This window comes from Nonomuraea sp. NPDC048916, assembly GCF_040649575.1.
In the GTDB taxonomy this organism is placed as follows: Bacteria; Actinomycetota; Actinomycetes; order Streptosporangiales; family Streptosporangiaceae; genus Nonomuraea.
Genome location: NZ_JBEZFS010000024.1, coordinates 42,466 through 57,570, shown reverse-complemented (window position 1 = coordinate 57,570; position 15,105 = coordinate 42,466). Strand labels below are relative to the sequence as shown.

Annotated in this window: 15 protein-coding genes and 1 pseudogene; 12 read left to right on the top strand and 4 right to left on the bottom strand. The window is 71.0% G+C overall.

Annotated elements, in window-relative coordinates; all coding sequences use genetic code 11:
* The 3 genes from sufU to AB0C16_RS25585 all read left to right on the top strand — a co-directional run bounded on the left by sufU (position 1) and on the right by AB0C16_RS25585 (position 3,103).
* Entirely contained in the window at positions 1–441 is a 441-nt protein-coding gene (sufU, locus tag AB0C16_RS25595; protein WP_357686440.1) for a Fe-S cluster assembly sulfur transfer protein SufU, read from the top strand.
* 52 nt (positions 442–493) lie between these two features.
* Positions 494–853, top strand: coding sequence for a metal-sulfur cluster assembly factor (locus AB0C16_RS25590; RefSeq protein ID WP_357686439.1), 360 nt, complete (start codon positions 494–496; stop codon positions 851–853).
* A 312-nt stretch (positions 854–1,165) separates the two neighbouring features.
* Positions 1,166–3,103, top strand: a complete 1,938-nt coding sequence (locus tag AB0C16_RS25585) for a DEAD/DEAH box helicase (protein WP_357686438.1) — start codon at positions 1,166–1,168, stop codon at positions 3,101–3,103.
* Between the two features lie 39 nt (positions 3,104–3,142).
* Here AB0C16_RS25585 and AB0C16_RS25580 read toward each other — a convergent pair whose 3' ends face one another.
* Together AB0C16_RS25580 and AB0C16_RS25575 are read right to left on the bottom strand one after the other, a co-directional pair.
* The gene (locus AB0C16_RS25580) at positions 3,143–4,375 is read right to left on the bottom strand and encodes an MFS transporter (RefSeq protein ID WP_357686437.1); all 1,233 of its coding nucleotides are present in this window, start codon (positions 4,373–4,375) and stop codon (positions 3,143–3,145) included.
* Between the two features lie 87 nt (positions 4,376–4,462).
* Complete coding sequence (locus tag AB0C16_RS25575; RefSeq protein WP_357686436.1) at positions 4,463–5,629, bottom strand: cytochrome P450; 1,167 nt, start codon at positions 5,627–5,629, stop codon at positions 4,463–4,465.
* 189 nt (positions 5,630–5,818) lie between these two features.
* On the opposite strand from AB0C16_RS25575, the gene AB0C16_RS25570 reads away from it, so the two are divergent.
* Positions 5,819–6,082, top strand: coding sequence for a phosphoribosyl-ATP diphosphatase (locus AB0C16_RS25570; RefSeq protein WP_357686435.1), 264 nt, complete (start codon positions 5,819–5,821; stop codon positions 6,080–6,082).
* A 61-nt stretch (positions 6,083–6,143) separates the two neighbouring features.
* Positions 6,144–6,989 (top strand): ATP phosphoribosyltransferase, encoded by an 846-nt coding sequence (gene hisG, locus AB0C16_RS25565; protein ID WP_357686434.1) that lies wholly within the window; start codon positions 6,144–6,146, stop codon positions 6,987–6,989.
* Between the two features lie 80 nt (positions 6,990–7,069).
* Here the strand turns inward: hisG and AB0C16_RS25560 are convergent, their stop codons facing one another.
* Positions 7,070–8,116 carry an EAL domain-containing protein gene (locus tag AB0C16_RS25560; RefSeq protein ID WP_357686433.1) on the bottom strand — a complete coding sequence of 349 codons (1,047 nt, stop codon included), beginning with the start codon at positions 8,114–8,116 and terminating at the stop codon, positions 7,070–7,072.
* 158 nt (positions 8,117–8,274) lie between these two features.
* Between AB0C16_RS25560 and AB0C16_RS25555 the strand changes: the two genes are divergently transcribed.
* From AB0C16_RS25555 to AB0C16_RS25525, 7 genes and pseudogenes are all read left to right on the top strand, one after another.
* Positions 8,275–8,928: an acVLRF1 family peptidyl-tRNA hydrolase gene (locus AB0C16_RS25555; RefSeq protein ID WP_357686432.1), complete on the top strand. Its 654-nt coding sequence runs from the start codon at positions 8,275–8,277 to the stop codon at positions 8,926–8,928.
* A gap of 24 nt (positions 8,929–8,952) precedes the next feature.
* The gene (locus AB0C16_RS25550) at positions 8,953–9,246 is read left to right on the top strand and encodes a hypothetical protein (RefSeq protein ID WP_357686431.1); all 294 of its coding nucleotides are present in this window, start codon (positions 8,953–8,955) and stop codon (positions 9,244–9,246) included.
* A gap of 139 nt (positions 9,247–9,385) precedes the next feature.
* Complete coding sequence (locus AB0C16_RS25545; protein WP_357686430.1) at positions 9,386–10,984, top strand: ABC-F family ATP-binding cassette domain-containing protein; 1,599 nt, start codon at positions 9,386–9,388, stop codon at positions 10,982–10,984.
* Positions 10,985–11,097: 113 nt separating this feature from the next.
* Positions 11,098–11,313 (top strand): helix-turn-helix domain-containing protein, encoded by a 216-nt coding sequence (locus AB0C16_RS25540; RefSeq protein ID WP_020547488.1) that lies wholly within the window; start codon positions 11,098–11,100, stop codon positions 11,311–11,313.
* Positions 11,314–11,432: 119 nt separating this feature from the next.
* On the top strand, positions 11,433–12,263 hold the full coding sequence (locus AB0C16_RS25535; RefSeq protein WP_357686429.1) for an enoyl-CoA hydratase/isomerase family protein: 831 nt from the start codon (positions 11,433–11,435) through the stop codon (positions 12,261–12,263).
* A gap of 71 nt (positions 12,264–12,334) precedes the next feature.
* Positions 12,335–13,279: pseudogene (locus tag AB0C16_RS25530) on the top strand (ABC transporter ATP-binding protein); the annotation flags it as partial.
* Between the two features lie 42 nt (positions 13,280–13,321).
* Entirely contained in the window at positions 13,322–14,203 is an 882-nt protein-coding gene (locus AB0C16_RS25525; protein WP_357686484.1) for an ATP-binding cassette domain-containing protein, read from the top strand.
* Here AB0C16_RS25525 and AB0C16_RS25520 read toward each other — a convergent pair.
* Positions 14,193–15,077 (bottom strand): sulfotransferase, encoded by an 885-nt coding sequence (locus AB0C16_RS25520; protein ID WP_357686428.1) that lies wholly within the window; start codon positions 15,075–15,077, stop codon positions 14,193–14,195. The two genes, AB0C16_RS25525 and AB0C16_RS25520, sit on opposite strands and share 11 nt — an antisense overlap.
* Between the last annotated feature and the right edge of the window lie 28 nt (positions 15,078–15,105).

The following is a 15,105-nucleotide window of genomic DNA, read 5'->3' as shown; positions in this document are numbered from 1 at the left end:
ATGATCGGCGAGTCGATGTACCAGGAGCTGATCCTGGAACACTACAAGCACCCGCAGGGCCGGGGGCTGCGTGAGCCGTACGACGCCGAGGTTCACCATGTGAACCCGACCTGCGGCGACGAGATCACGCTCAGGGTCAGGGTGGGCGCCGCGGGCCGCATCGAGGACGTCTCCTACGACGGCCAGGGCTGTTCGATCAGCCAGGCGGCCGCCTCGGTGCTGCACGAGCTGACCACCGGCTCGACGGTCGAGGAGACCCTGTCGGTCGTCGACGAGTTCACCCGCCTCATGCAGGGCAGGGGGCAGGTGGAGGCCGACGAGGACGTGCTGGGCGACGCGGTGGCGTTCGCGGGCGTGGCGAAGTTTCCGGCGCGGGTGAAGTGCGCGCTGCTGTCCTGGATGGCCTACAAGGACGCTGTTGTGAGGAGTGCTGCTCTGTGAGCGAGCCGATGAGCGGGTGTCGTGAGTTCGCTCACGTCTTGAGGAGGATGCCATGAGCAAGCCGGTGGAGACGCCTACCGGGGTCGACGGCGACGTCAGCGTCGACGAGGTCATGGAGGCGCTGAGGGACGTCGTCGACCCGGAGCTGGGCATCAACGTCGTCGACCTGGGCCTGATCTACGGCCTCAACCTCGACCCCTGCGACGGCGGCCGCCCGGTGGCGACCATCGACATGACGCTGACCAGCGCCGCCTGCCCGCTGACCGACGTGATCGAGGACCAGGCCCATTCGGCGCTCGACGGCATGGTCTCCGACGTTAAGATCAACTGGGTCTGGCTGCCGCCGTGGGGGCCCGACAAGATCACTGATGAGGGTCGTGAGCAGCTGCGTATGCTAGGCTTCAATGTCTGATCTTTGCTGAACGGCTGACGTCTCGGCGTCGGCCGTGTCAGCGTGCTAAAGTCCGATAATCGGACTAGCCGGGGAATACACGGTGTTTTCCCCGCGTTGGCACCACGTGCACCTGGCGCACCAATGTGCGTTATCGCCGCCTGCGGCCGGCAATGGGGTGCGCGTAGACGGCCCGTCACTTCGGGCCAGTCCCCACCCAGCGGGTCCGAATTCCCGCGAACGCAAACGAAGTACGGCACTGCCGTACGCCCCGGCTCGTCCTTTCGCAGAAGTGACGCGCCACTTCGACTGAAAGGCACGACTTTCGTGACCATGCTTGATGCTGTCCTGCCCGAGCTCACCCCCGAGCAGGGCCCGTCCGAGTTCGAGCTGCTGGGCCTGCCCAAGCCGCTCATCACCGGGCTGGCCAAGCAGGGCATCGCCAGCCCGTTCCCCATCCAGAGCGCGACCATCCCCGACGTGCTGGCCGGTGCCGACGTGCTCGGCCGCGGCCAGACCGGCTCCGGCAAGACGCTCGCCTTCGGTCTGCCGACCATGGCCCGCATCGCCGGAGTGCGGCCGGCCCCCGGCCGTCCCCGCGCCATGATCCTCGTCCCCACCCGCGAGCTCGCCCTGCAGGTGCACGACGCCCTCGAGCCGCTCGGCCGCGGCCTGGGCCTGCGCATGAAGGTCATCGTCGGCGGCATGTCCATGGGCAAGCAGATCGAGGCGCTGCGCCGCGGCGTCGACGTCGTCATCGCCACGCCCGGCCGTCTCGGCGACCTCATCCGCCAGGGTGAGTGCTCGCTGTCCGACATCGAGGTCAGCGTCATCGACGAGGCCGACCACATGTGCGACCTCGGCTTCTTCCCCGTCGTCACCGAGCTGCTCGCGCAGACGCCGGCCGACGGGCAGCGGCTGCTGTTCTCGGCCACGCTCGACGGCGACGTCGACAAGCTCGTGCGCCGCTTCCTCAAGGACCCGATCACGCACTCCGTCGCCCCCGCGACCTCCCCGGTCGACACCATGGAGCACCACGTGCTGCAGGTGACGCGCGACGACAAGTTCGACATCACCGCCGAGATCGCCAACCGCGAGGGCCGGACGATCATCTTCGTCCGCACCCAGCACGGCGTCGACCGTCTGTGCAAGCAGCTGGCCAGGGTCGGCGTCAAGTCGGGCGGCCTGCACGGCGGCAAGCGCCAGAACCAGCGCACCCGCATCCTGGCCGAGTTCCGCGAGGGCTCCGTCAACGTGCTGGTCTGCACCGACGTCGCCGCCCGCGGCATCCACGTCGACAACATCAGCCTGGTGCTGCACGTCGACCCGCCGCAGGACCACAAGAGCTACCTGCACCGCGGCGGCCGCACGGCCCGCGCCGGCGAGAAGGGCACCGTCGTCACGCTGGTGCTGCCCAACGAGCGCCGCTCGACCGACCAGCTCACCCGGCGCGCCGGCATCCAGCCGTTCCGCCTCAAGGCCACGCCCGGTCACCCCAGGCTCGCCGAGGTGGCGGGCGCGCGGCCCCCGAGCGGCGAGTCCATCCCCGTCTGGGAGCCCGACGTCCGCAAGCCGCTGCGCCCGCGCCGCGAGGGCGGCCACAGCGGCTCCGAGCGTCGCGGCCGCCGCCCGCGCCGCGACTTCGACGGTGACCGGCGCCCGCGCCGCCACGAGGACGGCGACCGTCCGGCCGCCTCGGGCGACGACCGCCGTCCCCGCCGCCACGACGGCGAGGACCGCTACCCCCGGCGTCACACCGACGGCTCCACCGAGCCGCGCACCTTCGGCGACGACCGCCGCCGCTCCGGCGGCGACGAGCGCGGCCGTGGCGGCTTCCGCTCCGACGACCGGCCGTTCCGCGACGACCGTGGCCCGCGTGGCGGTGGCTTCCGCTCCGACGACCGCGGTCCCCGCACCGGCGGGTTCCGTTCCGACGACGCTCCGCGCGGCGGTGGCTACCGCTCCGACGACGGCGGTTCGCGGGGCGGCTACCGCTCCGACGACCGCGGTCCGCGCGGCGCCCGCCCCGACGACCGGGGCCCGCGCGGGTTCCGGTCCGACGACGGCGGCTCCCGTGGCGGGGGTTTCCGCTCGGACGACCGTGGTCCCCGCACCACCGGTGACCGTGGCCGCCCGTTCTCGGCCGACCGCGACCGCGCCCGGCCCGACGACCGTCCCCGTGACGGTTACCGGTCCGGCGGCTCCCGCACCGAGGGCCGGGGCAACGGTGGCTACCGTTCCGGTCAGGGTGAGCGCCGCTACGGCCGCTGACCACCAGTCCACATCCGCACTGCCCGCCGTACGTCTCCGCTAAGGGGCGCCACGGCGGGCAGCGCCGTTTCCGGGCCCCTCCTGACGGGGACGCAGGAACGGCACCAGCGCGAGGCCCAGCACGGCGGTCACCGTGATGACCACGGAGGGGGCGGCGAACTGGGCGGCGGCGCCGGCCACGGCGAACCCGACGCCCTGCCAGAACATCAGCCCGGCGGTCTGGACGCTCAGCGCCCTGCCGAGGAGCTCGTCGGGGGCGGCGTCCACGAGGAGCTGGTCCAGGCCGAGGTGGTGGGCGAGCCCCATGCCGGACAGGACGAGCAGCGTGACCGCGAGCGGCAGGCCCGGCCGCAGCCCGAAGAGCGTCTGTGGCAGGAACATCAGCAGGGCCAGCGGCACGATGAGCCGAAGGCGCCGGGCGGGCGACGGGAACCACAGGCACAGCAGCTCACCCAGGACCGTGCCGACCGGCAGCGCCGACATGAGCAGCCCCAGCCCCGCCGTGCCGAACCCGGCCAGGTCGGCGTACGGCGCGGCCAGCGCCTCGGGCGCCACCCCGAGGGCGGGCACGGCCCAGCCGAACACGAGGACGCGGCGCAGCCGTACCAGCCGGAAGATCCTGCCCAGCCCGGTCAGCGAGTCGCCCACCAGGGAGAGCGACCCGGGAGCGGACAGCGCCGGGCGGGCCGCGAGCCCGGTGGCGAGCAGCGCCGCCGACACCAGGAAGGCGCCGGTGTTGAGCAGCAGGGCGGCGCGCGGCGTCAGCACGATGAGCAGCAGCCCGCCGAGGGCGAACCCGCTCACCTGCGCGCCCTGCGCCACCAGCCGGAACAGGCTGCGGGCGGCGATGTAGACGTCGCCGTCGAGGATGCGCGGCAGCATCGCGGCGCGCGCCCCCGCGAAGACCGGCGCCACCAGCCCCATCCCGAGGGCCAGGGCGAGCACGACGGCGGCCGGCAGGCCGGGCGCCGTCATCGCCGCGGCCAGGGCGGCGGTCGCCAGGTTGCAGCCCACCAGCAGCCGGCGGATCGCCACCCGGTCGACCAGCGCCGACAGCAGCACCCCGCCGAACAGGTAGGGGACGAACGCCACCGTGAACACCAGGGCGGCCAGCAGGGGAGAGCCGGTCTGCCGGTAGACCAGCACGGTGAGGGCGAACTGGGTCACGATCGTGCCCAGCATGCAGAGCACGTGCGAGAGGAAGAGCGTCCGGAACTCGGGTACGGCGAGGGCGTCGCGGTAGCGGCCCCGGGCGCCCGTCGGTTGGTTCATCGAGCTCCTCTGAGGAGGCGCCGTTCGCCGTGGCCTGGCCGGCCACGGCGACTATCGGTCAGTAGGCGTAACGCATGGGACCACCTCCTAGGTGAACGTGACCGGCAGGCTTCGCACCCCGCGCAGGGTTCCGCTGTCCCACATCACCGGGTCGGCGCGCGGGCGGACCAGGTGACCGGCGCGGGCGAGCTCGGTGAAGAGCACCCGGGTCTGCGTCGAGGCGACGCTGGCGCCGAGGCAGGCGTGCAGGCCGCGCCCGAAGCCGAGATGCGGGTTGGGGGCACGGTCCAGCCGCAGGGTGTCGGGGTCGGCGAAGACGGCGGGGTCGCGGTTGGCGGCCCCGATGATCAGGGTCACGCCCTCTCCCGCGCGCACCTTGTGGCCGCCGATTTCGGTGTCGGCCAGGCAGGCCCGGGCGAGCACCTGGACCTGGCTGGTGTAGCGGATCAGCTCTTCCACCCCGGAGTCCGGATTTTTCGGGAAATCTTGGAGACTGCCAGGATTATCGGTGAACGCGAGGAGCGAGAGGGCCAGTAACCGGGCCGACGATTCGAAACCCGCGTGGAAAGTCGAGCGGAGGGAATTCAGCAGGAGCCGTCGATCCACGTCCCCGCTGCGCAGTTTTTCGGCGACAAATGCAAACATACCGCCCGGGTGGTGGTCGGTCATCCACCGCTCGATGACCTCGTCGATCTCCGCCCGTGCGGCGATGCCCGCGGGCATCACCTCGGGACGCAGCCCGGCGTCCATCGTGTCGATGACCGGCGGGGAAACGGAGTTGAGCCAGTCGAGGCCGGGCGGGTCGACGCCCAGCAGGTCGCAGATCGTCTGCACGGTGAGCGGGACGGCCACCTCGTGGACGAACTCCACCTCGGTCCCGCCTCCCAGCCCGGCCAGCAGCCGTCGTACGCGCTCGGCGGTGCGCTCGGCCAGCGCGGCGTGGTCCTGGGCCCGGTAGGCGGCCGCGAGCAGCCGTCGCACGGGCGGGTGTTCGGGCGGATCGACGGTCTGCAACATGATCAGCTCGTCGGGCATCCGCTCGCCGACCCGCCGCCAGTCGGAGGAGAACCGGTCCAGCCGCTTGAGCACCTCGGCGCAGTCGGCATGGCGGGTCAGCACCCACGTGCGGAGTTCGTCGAACCAGAAGAAGGGGTCGGTCTCGCGCCAGGCGGAATAGACGGGAGCGGGATTTCGGAGATTATCCGGTCTGAGGAGCGTGCGGAGCGAATGTGGAAAGAGGCTTTCCGTCGACACTAAGTCTCCATATTCGGCTCAAATCACCCTAATAAAATGATTTATTCGTGTGAACAATAAAGGAGTGATGGGGGGTGGTCAAGATCGGAGCTCCAGCGCGCGGCGTCTCGCGTGGCGGACGCCGGGCCATGCGACCCGTGCGCGCAGACTAGGCTTGTCATGCACGTCAGCCGACCGACGAGAGAGATCATGAAGACCTTCGAAGAGCTGTTCGCCGAGCTGTCAGAGAAGGCGCAGACCCGGCCCTCCGGCTCGGGCACCGTCGCCGCCCTCGACGCCGGTGTCCATGCCATCGGCAAGAAGGTCGTCGAGGAGGCCGCCGAGAGCTGGATGGCCGCCGAGCACGAGTCGAGTGACCGGGCCGCCGAGGAGATCTCGCAGCTCCTCTACCACGTGCAGGTGCTCATGCTCGCGAAGGGCATCGGGCTGGACGAGGTGTACAAGCATCTCTAGGGCGCCCGCGCCCGCTTCCGTCCGCCCGTTCAAATCCGCGAGACCGAAGGACAAGACCCACATGATCCGCCTGGCAGTACCCAACAAGGGTGTGCTCAGCGAAGCCGCCCAGATCATGCTCAAGGAGGCCGGTTACCGGTCCCGCAACGACAGCAAGGAGCTCGTCGTCGTCGACGAGGACAACGGCTGCGAGCTGTTCTTCCTGCGCCCCCGCGACATCGCCGTCTACGTCGGCGAGGGCACCCTCGACGCCGGCATCACCGGCCGCGACATGCTGATCGACTCTGGCGCGCCCGTCGAGGAGATCATGCCGCTCGGCTTCGGCGGCTCCACCTTCCGCCTGGCCTCCAGGGCGGGGGAGATGACGTCGGTCAAAGACCTCGACGGCATGCGCATCGCCACCTCCTACGCCGGCCTGCTCGACAAATACCTCTCCGACACGGGCATCGACGCGCGCGTCATCAAGCTCGACGGCGCCGTCGAGACCGCCATCAGGCTCGGCGTGGCCGACGCGATCGCCGACGTCGTCGAGACCGGCACCACGCTGCGCAACGTCGGCCTGGAGGTCTTCGGCGAGCCGATCATGCGCTCGGAGGCCGTGCTGATCAAGCGGCACAGCGCGCCCGAGGCGACCGGCGTCGGCCAGCTGGTGCGCCGCCTCCAGGGCGTCGTGCACGCCCGCGACTTCGTCATGATGGACTACGACATCCGTGCCGAGCGCATAGAGGAGGCCATCGCCCTCACGCCCGGCATGGAGGGGCCCACGGTCTCGCCGCTGCACCGCGAGGGCTGGGTCGCCGTCCGCGCCATGGTCCGCCGCAGGGGCCACCAGCAGGTGATGGACCAGCTGTGGGACATCGGCGCGCGCGCCATCCTGGTCACCGACATCTACGCCTGCCGCCTCTGACCCGGTTCATGTCACGGGTGGCCTTCCCGGTGGGGGACGGTCCGGCTTGCCCAGACGCCGGGTGATCCGGTCGCGGGTCGTCAGCGGCCGGCGCGGCGTTCCCCGGTGTTCGCCGCCGTCACCTGCCGGATCAGGTCCGACACCCGCACGATCCCCAGGCAGCGGTTGAGCTCGTCGGTGACCACCAGGTCGTCGTAGACGCGGGCCGAGTCGCGTCCCGCCGCCTGCATGGCCGCCACGGCCGGGGTGGTCCTCGGCACCGCGCGCGGGGGATCGGCCAGCCGCCGGGCGGGCTTGGAGCCGTGCAGCGCGTGACCGTAGCGGGAGGCCACCGCCAGCAGGAACCGGCTGCGGTCGAGGCTGCCCTTCGGCCGCCGGAACTCGTCCACCAGGATCACGCTGGTGATCGACGGCTCGTGGCCGAACGCCTCCACCGCGTCCTCCGCCGTCGCCTCCTCGGGCAGCGTCACCGCGGGCAGCAGCAGCTCCTGCACCCGGGGGCCGAGCGCCATCGCGGCGGACGGCTCCTCGGCGACCGGGAGCGGGACCCTGACCCGGCCGTCCGGCCCCGGCGCCAGCAGCGGGCCGTGCGCCAGCCGCACGCCCCAGCCGCGTACCACCGCGAGCTGGGCCTCGTCTTCGATCCCCTGGGTGAGCACGTGCGCGCCGATGCCGCGCGCCAGCGTCACGACCGCCTGGGCCACCGCCGCCGCCCGGCGGTCGCGCGGGATCCGCGCGACCAGCTCGGGCGCCAGCCCGATCAGGTACGGCGAGGCGTCCGCGACCAGGTCGAGCGGCAGGCTCTCCGCGCCCACGCCGCCGAAGCCCAGGAGGTAGCCGAGGTTGCGCAGCCCGTCGAGCCCGACCCTCAGCAGCGGCCGCTCGGCCTGCCCCGACGGCCCCGTGAGCAGGAGCATGGCCTCACGGGGGTGCCTGCCGGACCTGCGGAGGGTCTCGTGCAGCGGCGCGAGCGCGCCGGCGCCCGCCAGCACGACCCGGATCGGCAGTTCGATCACCAGTGGCAGCGGGCCGGCCGGGAGGCGGCCGGCGGCGTCGACCGCCGCGGGCTGAGCGATGACGGCTCCCGTGTCGAGATCCACGATGAGGCCGGTGAGCAGGGAAGACACGGTGAAATGATCCGCGCCTCGCTCGCCTGCCAGAACCCCTGTGGGCCGAAATTCACTGATATTCGCCGATATTTCTCGTTATGTTCCCTCAGGAGTCGGCCTGTTCCCTCAGGCGCCGGAGTGCGGGGCAGGCCCGCCGGGTCGGTAGCCTTTCGAGAATGAACGCGCGACCGGCGAAGGGCGGCGGCCGGTGGGTGCCGGTGCCGCCCGAGCGCGTGCACCCGTGGATCGACGGCTTCGCCGCCCGGCACGGCGCCTTCGAGGCCTCCGGCGACGAGCGGATCGTGCGCCTGGTGGCCGCCGACGGGGCGCTGGCCGAGCTGCACGTCCCCTTCCCGCCGATGCCGCCCGGCCCGCCGCACATCACCCGGCTGGTCACGCACGCCCGGGCCGAGCGGCGCGTGGGCGTGGTGCTGGTGCGGCTGGGCGGCTACGCGGCGGGAGTGTTCCACGGGTCACAACTGGTGGCCTCCAAGGTCGGCTCCCGGCTGGTCCAGGGGCGCACCGCCGCCGGCGGCTGGTCGCAGCAGCGCTTCGCCAGGCGCAGGCAGAACCAAGCGGGCCAGGCCGTCGAGTCGGCCGTGGAGACCGCGCTCCGGGTGCTGTCGCCGCACCTGGCCGAGCTGGACGCGGTCGTGTTCGGCGGAGACCGCCGCGCGGTCGACACCCTGCGGGCCGACCGGCGGCTCGCGCCGCTCCTGGCCCTCGAGTCCGAGCCGTTCCTCGTGGTGCCCGATCCGAAACTGGTGGTCCTGCGCGACACGCCGAAGTCGTTCCGCGCGGTCCGGATCCGCGTGGTCGACCCCGCCTGACCCCGCGCGCGCCCATGTGAGGGCGTGGCGTCGCGCACCGATACGGTCACGATCTGCGCGGCGCCCGCCTCCCCGGCCAGGTCGATCACCGCCTGGTGGGCCCGGACGAAGCCTGGCCGGAATCTGAAATTCCGGTTGGCCACCCTCGCCGAAGCCCTGCGCGACGCCGCCGACGGCGCGCCCGACGACTGGAGCGGGCTGCGCGACTTCGTCGTCTGGGCGGGAGATCCCGGCCGCGGCGCGCTGGCCACCGCGGCCACGCCCGCCGATCGAGGCGAATGCGCAACCGGCCCGGCGGCCATCCGCCGCCCTGCGTGACCGCTGAGTGCCCGCCGGAGGTTTAACCGGAGGTGGAGCCCCAGACCGGGGTCATACACTGATCTGTATGCACACTCCCGATTGACCGGCGTCGCACGCCCAAACCCTCGTTTCCTAGCTCGGGAGTGTTCCGTCAACCATGATCATCGCCAGTGACATCGAGCTGCGCGCCGGCGCGCGCCTGCTCATCGAGAAGTCGTCGTTCCGGGTCAACCCGGGCGACAAGATCGGCCTCGTCGGCCGCAACGGCGCGGGCAAGACCACGCTGACCAAGGTGCTCGCCGGGGAGGGCCTGCCCGCCGCGGGCGCGGTCAGCATGACCGGCAACGTCGGCTACCTGCCCCAGGACCCTCGCACAGGCGACCTGGAGGTGCTCGCCCGCGACCGCATCCTGTCCGCCCGGGGCCTCGACGAGGTGCTGCGCAAGCTGCGCCAGGCCGAGCTCGGCATGTCCTCCGCCGACGAGCGCACCCGGGAGAAGGCCGTGCGGCGTTACGGCCGTCTCGAGGACCAGATGCACGTGCTCGGCGGCTACGCGGCCGAGTCCGAGGCCGCCTCGATCGCCTCCAGCCTCGGCCTGCCGGACCGCGTGCTCGGCCAACCACTGAAAACGCTTTCCGGCGGTCAGCGCAGGCGCGTGGAATTGGCACGCATTCTTTTCAGTGGGGCGGAAACTCTCCTTCTCGACGAGCCGACAAACCACCTAGATGCGGACTCAATCGGGTGGCTTCGTGATTTTTTGCGATCGCATCAGGGGGGCTTGGTGATCATCAGTCACGATGTCGGCCTTCTTGAAGCGACGGTCAACAAGGTCCTTCACCTCGACGCCAACCGCTGCGTGATCGACCACTACAACGTCGGCTGGAAGGCCTATCTGGCGCAGCGGGAGACCGACGAGAAGCGCCGCAAGCGCGAGCGCGCCAACGCCGAGAAGCAGGCCGGCGCGCTGCTGGCGCAGGCCGACAAGATGCGCGCCAAGGCCACCAAGGCCAAGGCCGCCCAGGACATGATGCGCCGCGCCCACCGACTGCTCGCGGGCACCGAGGAGGAGCGCCAGAGCGACAAGGTGGCCAAGCTGCGCTTTCCCGCGCCGCTGCCCTGCGGCCGCACTCCGCTGATGGCCGAGGGGCTGTCCAAGTCCTACGGCTCACTGGAGGTGTTCACCGACGTCAACGTGGCCATCGACCGTGGCCACCGGGTCGTCATCCTGGGGCTCAACGGCGCGGGCAAGACCACGCTGCTGAGGCTGCTCGGCGGCGTCGAGCAGCCCGACACGGGCGAGATCAGGCCCGGCCACGGCCTCAAGGTCGGCTACTACGCCCAGGAGCACGAGACCCTCGACAACGACCGGACCCTCCTGGAGAACATGCGTTCGGCGGGCGGCGAGTTCACCGACACCGAGTTGCGCAAGGTTCTCGGCTCGTTCCTGTTCAGCGGAGACGACGTCGACAAGCCCGCCGGGGTGCTGTCGGGCGGCGAGAAAACCCGTCTCGCGCTCGCCATGCTGGTGCTCTCCAGCGCCAATGTGCTGCTGCTCGACGAGCCGACGAACAACCTCGATCCCATCAGCCGCGAGCAGGTTCTCAACGCTCTAAGGTCATATTCAGGAGCAATCGTCCTGGTCACCCATGACGAGGGTGCCGTTGACGCCCTTTCACCGGATAGGGTGATCTTGCTACCTGACGGAACTGAAGACGCATGGAGCGCCGAATTTTCCGATCTTGTGGCACTTGCCTGATCTTAATTTGGGTGGGTACGGATCTTTTCCCGTGGAGTAGGTAGCCGATCCCGCTGAAATGACTGATCATGGCGGAGTAACGCTGCGGAAGTCCGGCACTACAGGAGGTACTCGTGGCCGAGACACTGAAGAAGGGCACCCGGGTCACCGGGGCCGACCGTGAGAAGCTGGCCGGTGATCTCAAGAAGCGCTACGCCGCGGGTGAGAGCATCCGCGCGCTGGCCGCTTCGACCGGCCGGTCCTACGGGTTCATCCACCGCATCCTGAGCGAGTCCGGTGTGACTCTGCGCGGGCGCGGAGGGGCGACCCGAGGCAAGTCCAAGCGCTGACGGCCGCCTCGGAACGTGCGACCGCAGCCGCCCGTCCCTAGTCAGCCAGCCGTCGCGCCCGAGCCAGAACCATATTCTGTAAGCTCGGGCGCGACGGCCAAGCACAGAGGGAGCGGGCGATGTCGGAAGCGAAGGCGCCACAACAGCGCGGGGGGCAAACGGAGGACGTCTCTGCCGAAAGACTGGCGGAGATCGGCCTGCGCTTCGAGGTGGACGGTGAGATCGCGACGATCACGCTGGACCGGCCGGACAAGCGAAACGCACAGACGTTCGCGACCTGGTCGGCACTGGCTCGCATCGGCGACAGCCTGCCGGAGCAGGTGCGCGTCGTCGTGGTGCAAGGTGAGGGACCGTCCTTCTCGGCAGGGATCGACCTGCGTATGTTCACACCTGAGGGAGTGCCCGGACAGGGCTCGTTCGGCTCGGCGGCGCGACTCGACAGCGCATCGTTCGGGCAGCGGATCCAGGCGGCCCAACAGGGATTCCTGTGGCTCCGCAGACCAGAGATCGTTTCCATCGCGGCCGTGCACGGTCACGCCATCGGCGCGGGGTTCCAGCTCGCGCTCGCCTGTGACCTGCGGATCGTGGCCGACGACGTAAAATTCTGCATGAAAGAGCCCGCACTGGGGCTGGTGCCCGATCTGACCGGCACCAAGCCGCTGGTCGAGCTGGTCGGCCTGGCCAAGGCGATCGACATCTGCCTGACCGCCAGGTTCGTGGAGGCCGACGAGGCCATGCGCATCGGCCTCGCCGAGCGAGTCGTCGCGGGGGGCGACCTCGCCAAGGCCGTTCAGGACAAGGCCGCCGAGCTGCTGTCGACCAACAGGGACGCGGCGGCGGCGACCAAGCGACTCCTCCAGGGTGCGCAGGGGCGCACCCTGGAGGAGCAGAGCGCGGCCGAGGGGGCCGAGCAGATCAAGCGGCTCAAGGCACTGTTCGGCGCCGAGTGAGTTTCGCGCTGAGCTGACCCGGGAATCGCCGTGTGCCCCGGCGGCGCTCATACCGGGGGAGGAGGCCCCGGATGGCGATGATGGGAGGGGGTTTCGGCCCCCATGTGATGGCGTCACTGCGACGCGACGGCTCCGTGACCAAGCAGCGGCTCACGCCGGGCACGGTGCGGCGCATCGCGCGCTACGCCAGGCCGCACACCCGGCAGATCTGCGCGTTCCTGCTGCTCGTGGTCGCGGGCGCGGTCATCGTGGTGGCCAACCCGCTGCTGATGAAGGCGATCATCGACGACGGCATCCTGCCGAAGCGCGGCGACGTGGTGGTCGGCCTGGCGGTGGCGATCGCGGCGCTGGCGGTGGTCGACGCCGGGCTCACGCTGGCGCAGCGCTGGTTCTCCGCCCGCATCGGCGAAGGGCTCATCTACGATCTGCGCACCGAGGTGTTCGACCACGTGCAGCGGATGCCGGTGGCCTTCTTCATGCGCGCGCAGACCGGCGCGCTGGTCTCGCGGCTCAACACCGACGTCATCGGCGCGCAGCGGGCCCTGACCAGCACCCTGTCGTCGGTGGTGGCCAACGTGATCAGCCTGGTCCTCGTGCTCGGCGCGATGCTGGTGCTGTCGTGGCAGGTGACGCTGGCCGCGCTGGTGCTCCTGCCGATCTTCGTCATCCCGGCCAAGCTGGTCGGCCGGCGCATGTCGGTGCTCACCCGTGAGCAGATGCAGCTCGACGCGGAGATGAGCTCGGTCACCACCGAGCGGTTCAACGTGGCCGGCGCGATGGTCGCCAAGCTCTACGGCCGGCCCGAGGACGACGCGGCGGTGTTCGGCCGCCGGGCCGCGCGGGTGCGCGACGTGGGCGTGACGGTCGGGATGTACGGAACGGTCTTCCGGGTCGCGCTCGGCCTGGTCGCGGCGCTGGCCACCGCGCTCGTCTACGGCATCGGCGGCGTGCTCTCCGTGAGCGGCGTGTTCGAGCTCGGCACGCTGGTCGCCCTGGCGGCGTTGCTGATGCGCCTGTACGGCCCGCTCACCTCGCTGTCCAACGTGCACGTGGACGTGATGACGGCGCTGGTCAGCTTCGACCGGGTCTTCGAGATCCTCGACCTGAAGCCGATGGTCGCCGAGCGGCCCGGCGCGGAGCCGGTGTCCGGCGGCCCGGTGACGATCGAGTTCGACGACGTCCACTTCCGCTACCCGTCGGCCGAGGAGGTTTCACTGGCCTCGCTGGAGTCGGTGGCCAGGCAGGACACCGGCCCCTCGCAGCCGGTGCTCAAGGGGGTCTCCTTCACCGCGAAACCCGGGCAGCTGATCGCCCTGGTCGGCCCGTCGGGCGCGGGCAAGACCACGATCACCTCGCTGGTGTCGCGGCTCTACGACGTCAACGAGGGGGCGGTCCGCGTCAACGGGCTCGACGTGCGCGACGCCACGCTCGCGTCGCTGCGCGAGAGCGTGGGCGTGGTCATGCAGGACCCTCACCTCTACCACGACACGATCGAGGCCAACCTGCGCTACGCGCGTCCGGGGGCGAGCGACGAGGAGCTGTGGGAGGCGCTGAGGGCCGCGCAGATCGGTGACCTGGTCGAGTCGCTGCCCGACCGGCTGGAGACCGTGGTGGGCGACCGCGGCTACCGGCTGTCCGGCGGTGAGAAGCAGCGGCTGGCGCTGGCCCGGCTGCTGCTGAAGGCGCCGCGTGTGGTGGTGCTCGACGAGGCCACCGCGCACCTCGACTCCGAGTCGGAGGCGGCCGTGCAGCGGGCGCTGAAGACCGCTCTGGCGGGCCGCACCTCGCTGGTCATCGCGCACCGGCTGTCGACGATCAGGGAGGCCGACGAGATCCTCGTGGTCCAGGACGGCCGCATCGCCGAGCGGGGCGAGCACGACGAGCTGCTCCGGCGCGGCGGGCTCTACGCGGAGCTCTACCGCACCCAGTTCAGCCGGTGAGGTAGCCCAGCCGGGTGAGCTCCTGTCTGGCCACCTTCTCCACCAGCTCCAGGTCGGCGGGCCGCAGCCGGGTGCGCCAGCAGCCGACCTCGGGGGCGCGCGTGCCGTACAGGGCGACCTTGGAGACGCGCGTCTCGAGGAACTCCGTGAGCGCCGCCACCGACTCGGCCGGCTTGTGCACCAGGTCCTCGTAGCGCAGCGTCAGCAGCCGGCCGGCGGGCAGCTCCTGGCGCAGCGTGGCGCTGAGCCGGACGGCGCTGCGCCAGCGCAGCGCGCTCTTGCCCGCGGCGGGCATGGTCTTCCACCGCTCGACGTGCTCGTCGCGGTTGACGCCCAGGAAGTCGTTGGGGAACTCGGTGTGCTGGGCCAGCATCACCGGCTTGAACCAGGCCAGGCAGACCGGGTCGGCGAGCATGTCGGCGACCACGTCGCGGCCGTCGCGGATCAGCTGCACGAACTGCGCGTCGGGGAAGGCCTGGTCCAGCACCGGCGCGCTGTAGAGCAGGTCGGGGCTGCCGTCGCCGAAGCGGGTGATCTCGCCCGTCGCCACGCACGGGCCGCTGCCGGTGACGCCGCCCGCCTCCCGGCACGGCTCGGCGCACTGCCCGCACGCGCCGGGCAGCACCTGCCACGACTCGGCCAGCGCGTCACGCAGCACGCGTACGGCGCCGGAGCCGCGGCCGATCGACGGTTTGCGGGCGAAGGCGTAGACCACGTGCGCCACGCACGGGCGGCCCGTCGTCAGGTGGAAGCCCGGCGATCGTTTCAGGGCACGGACCAGCAGGTCCGCGCCGGAGTGCGGGGCTCCCAGCAGGAAGACCGGCCTGCGGACCTTGATGCCGTTGACCACGAGGATGTGGGGCGGAAGTCGCATACGACAGGTAAGTGTGACACCGTTTGCC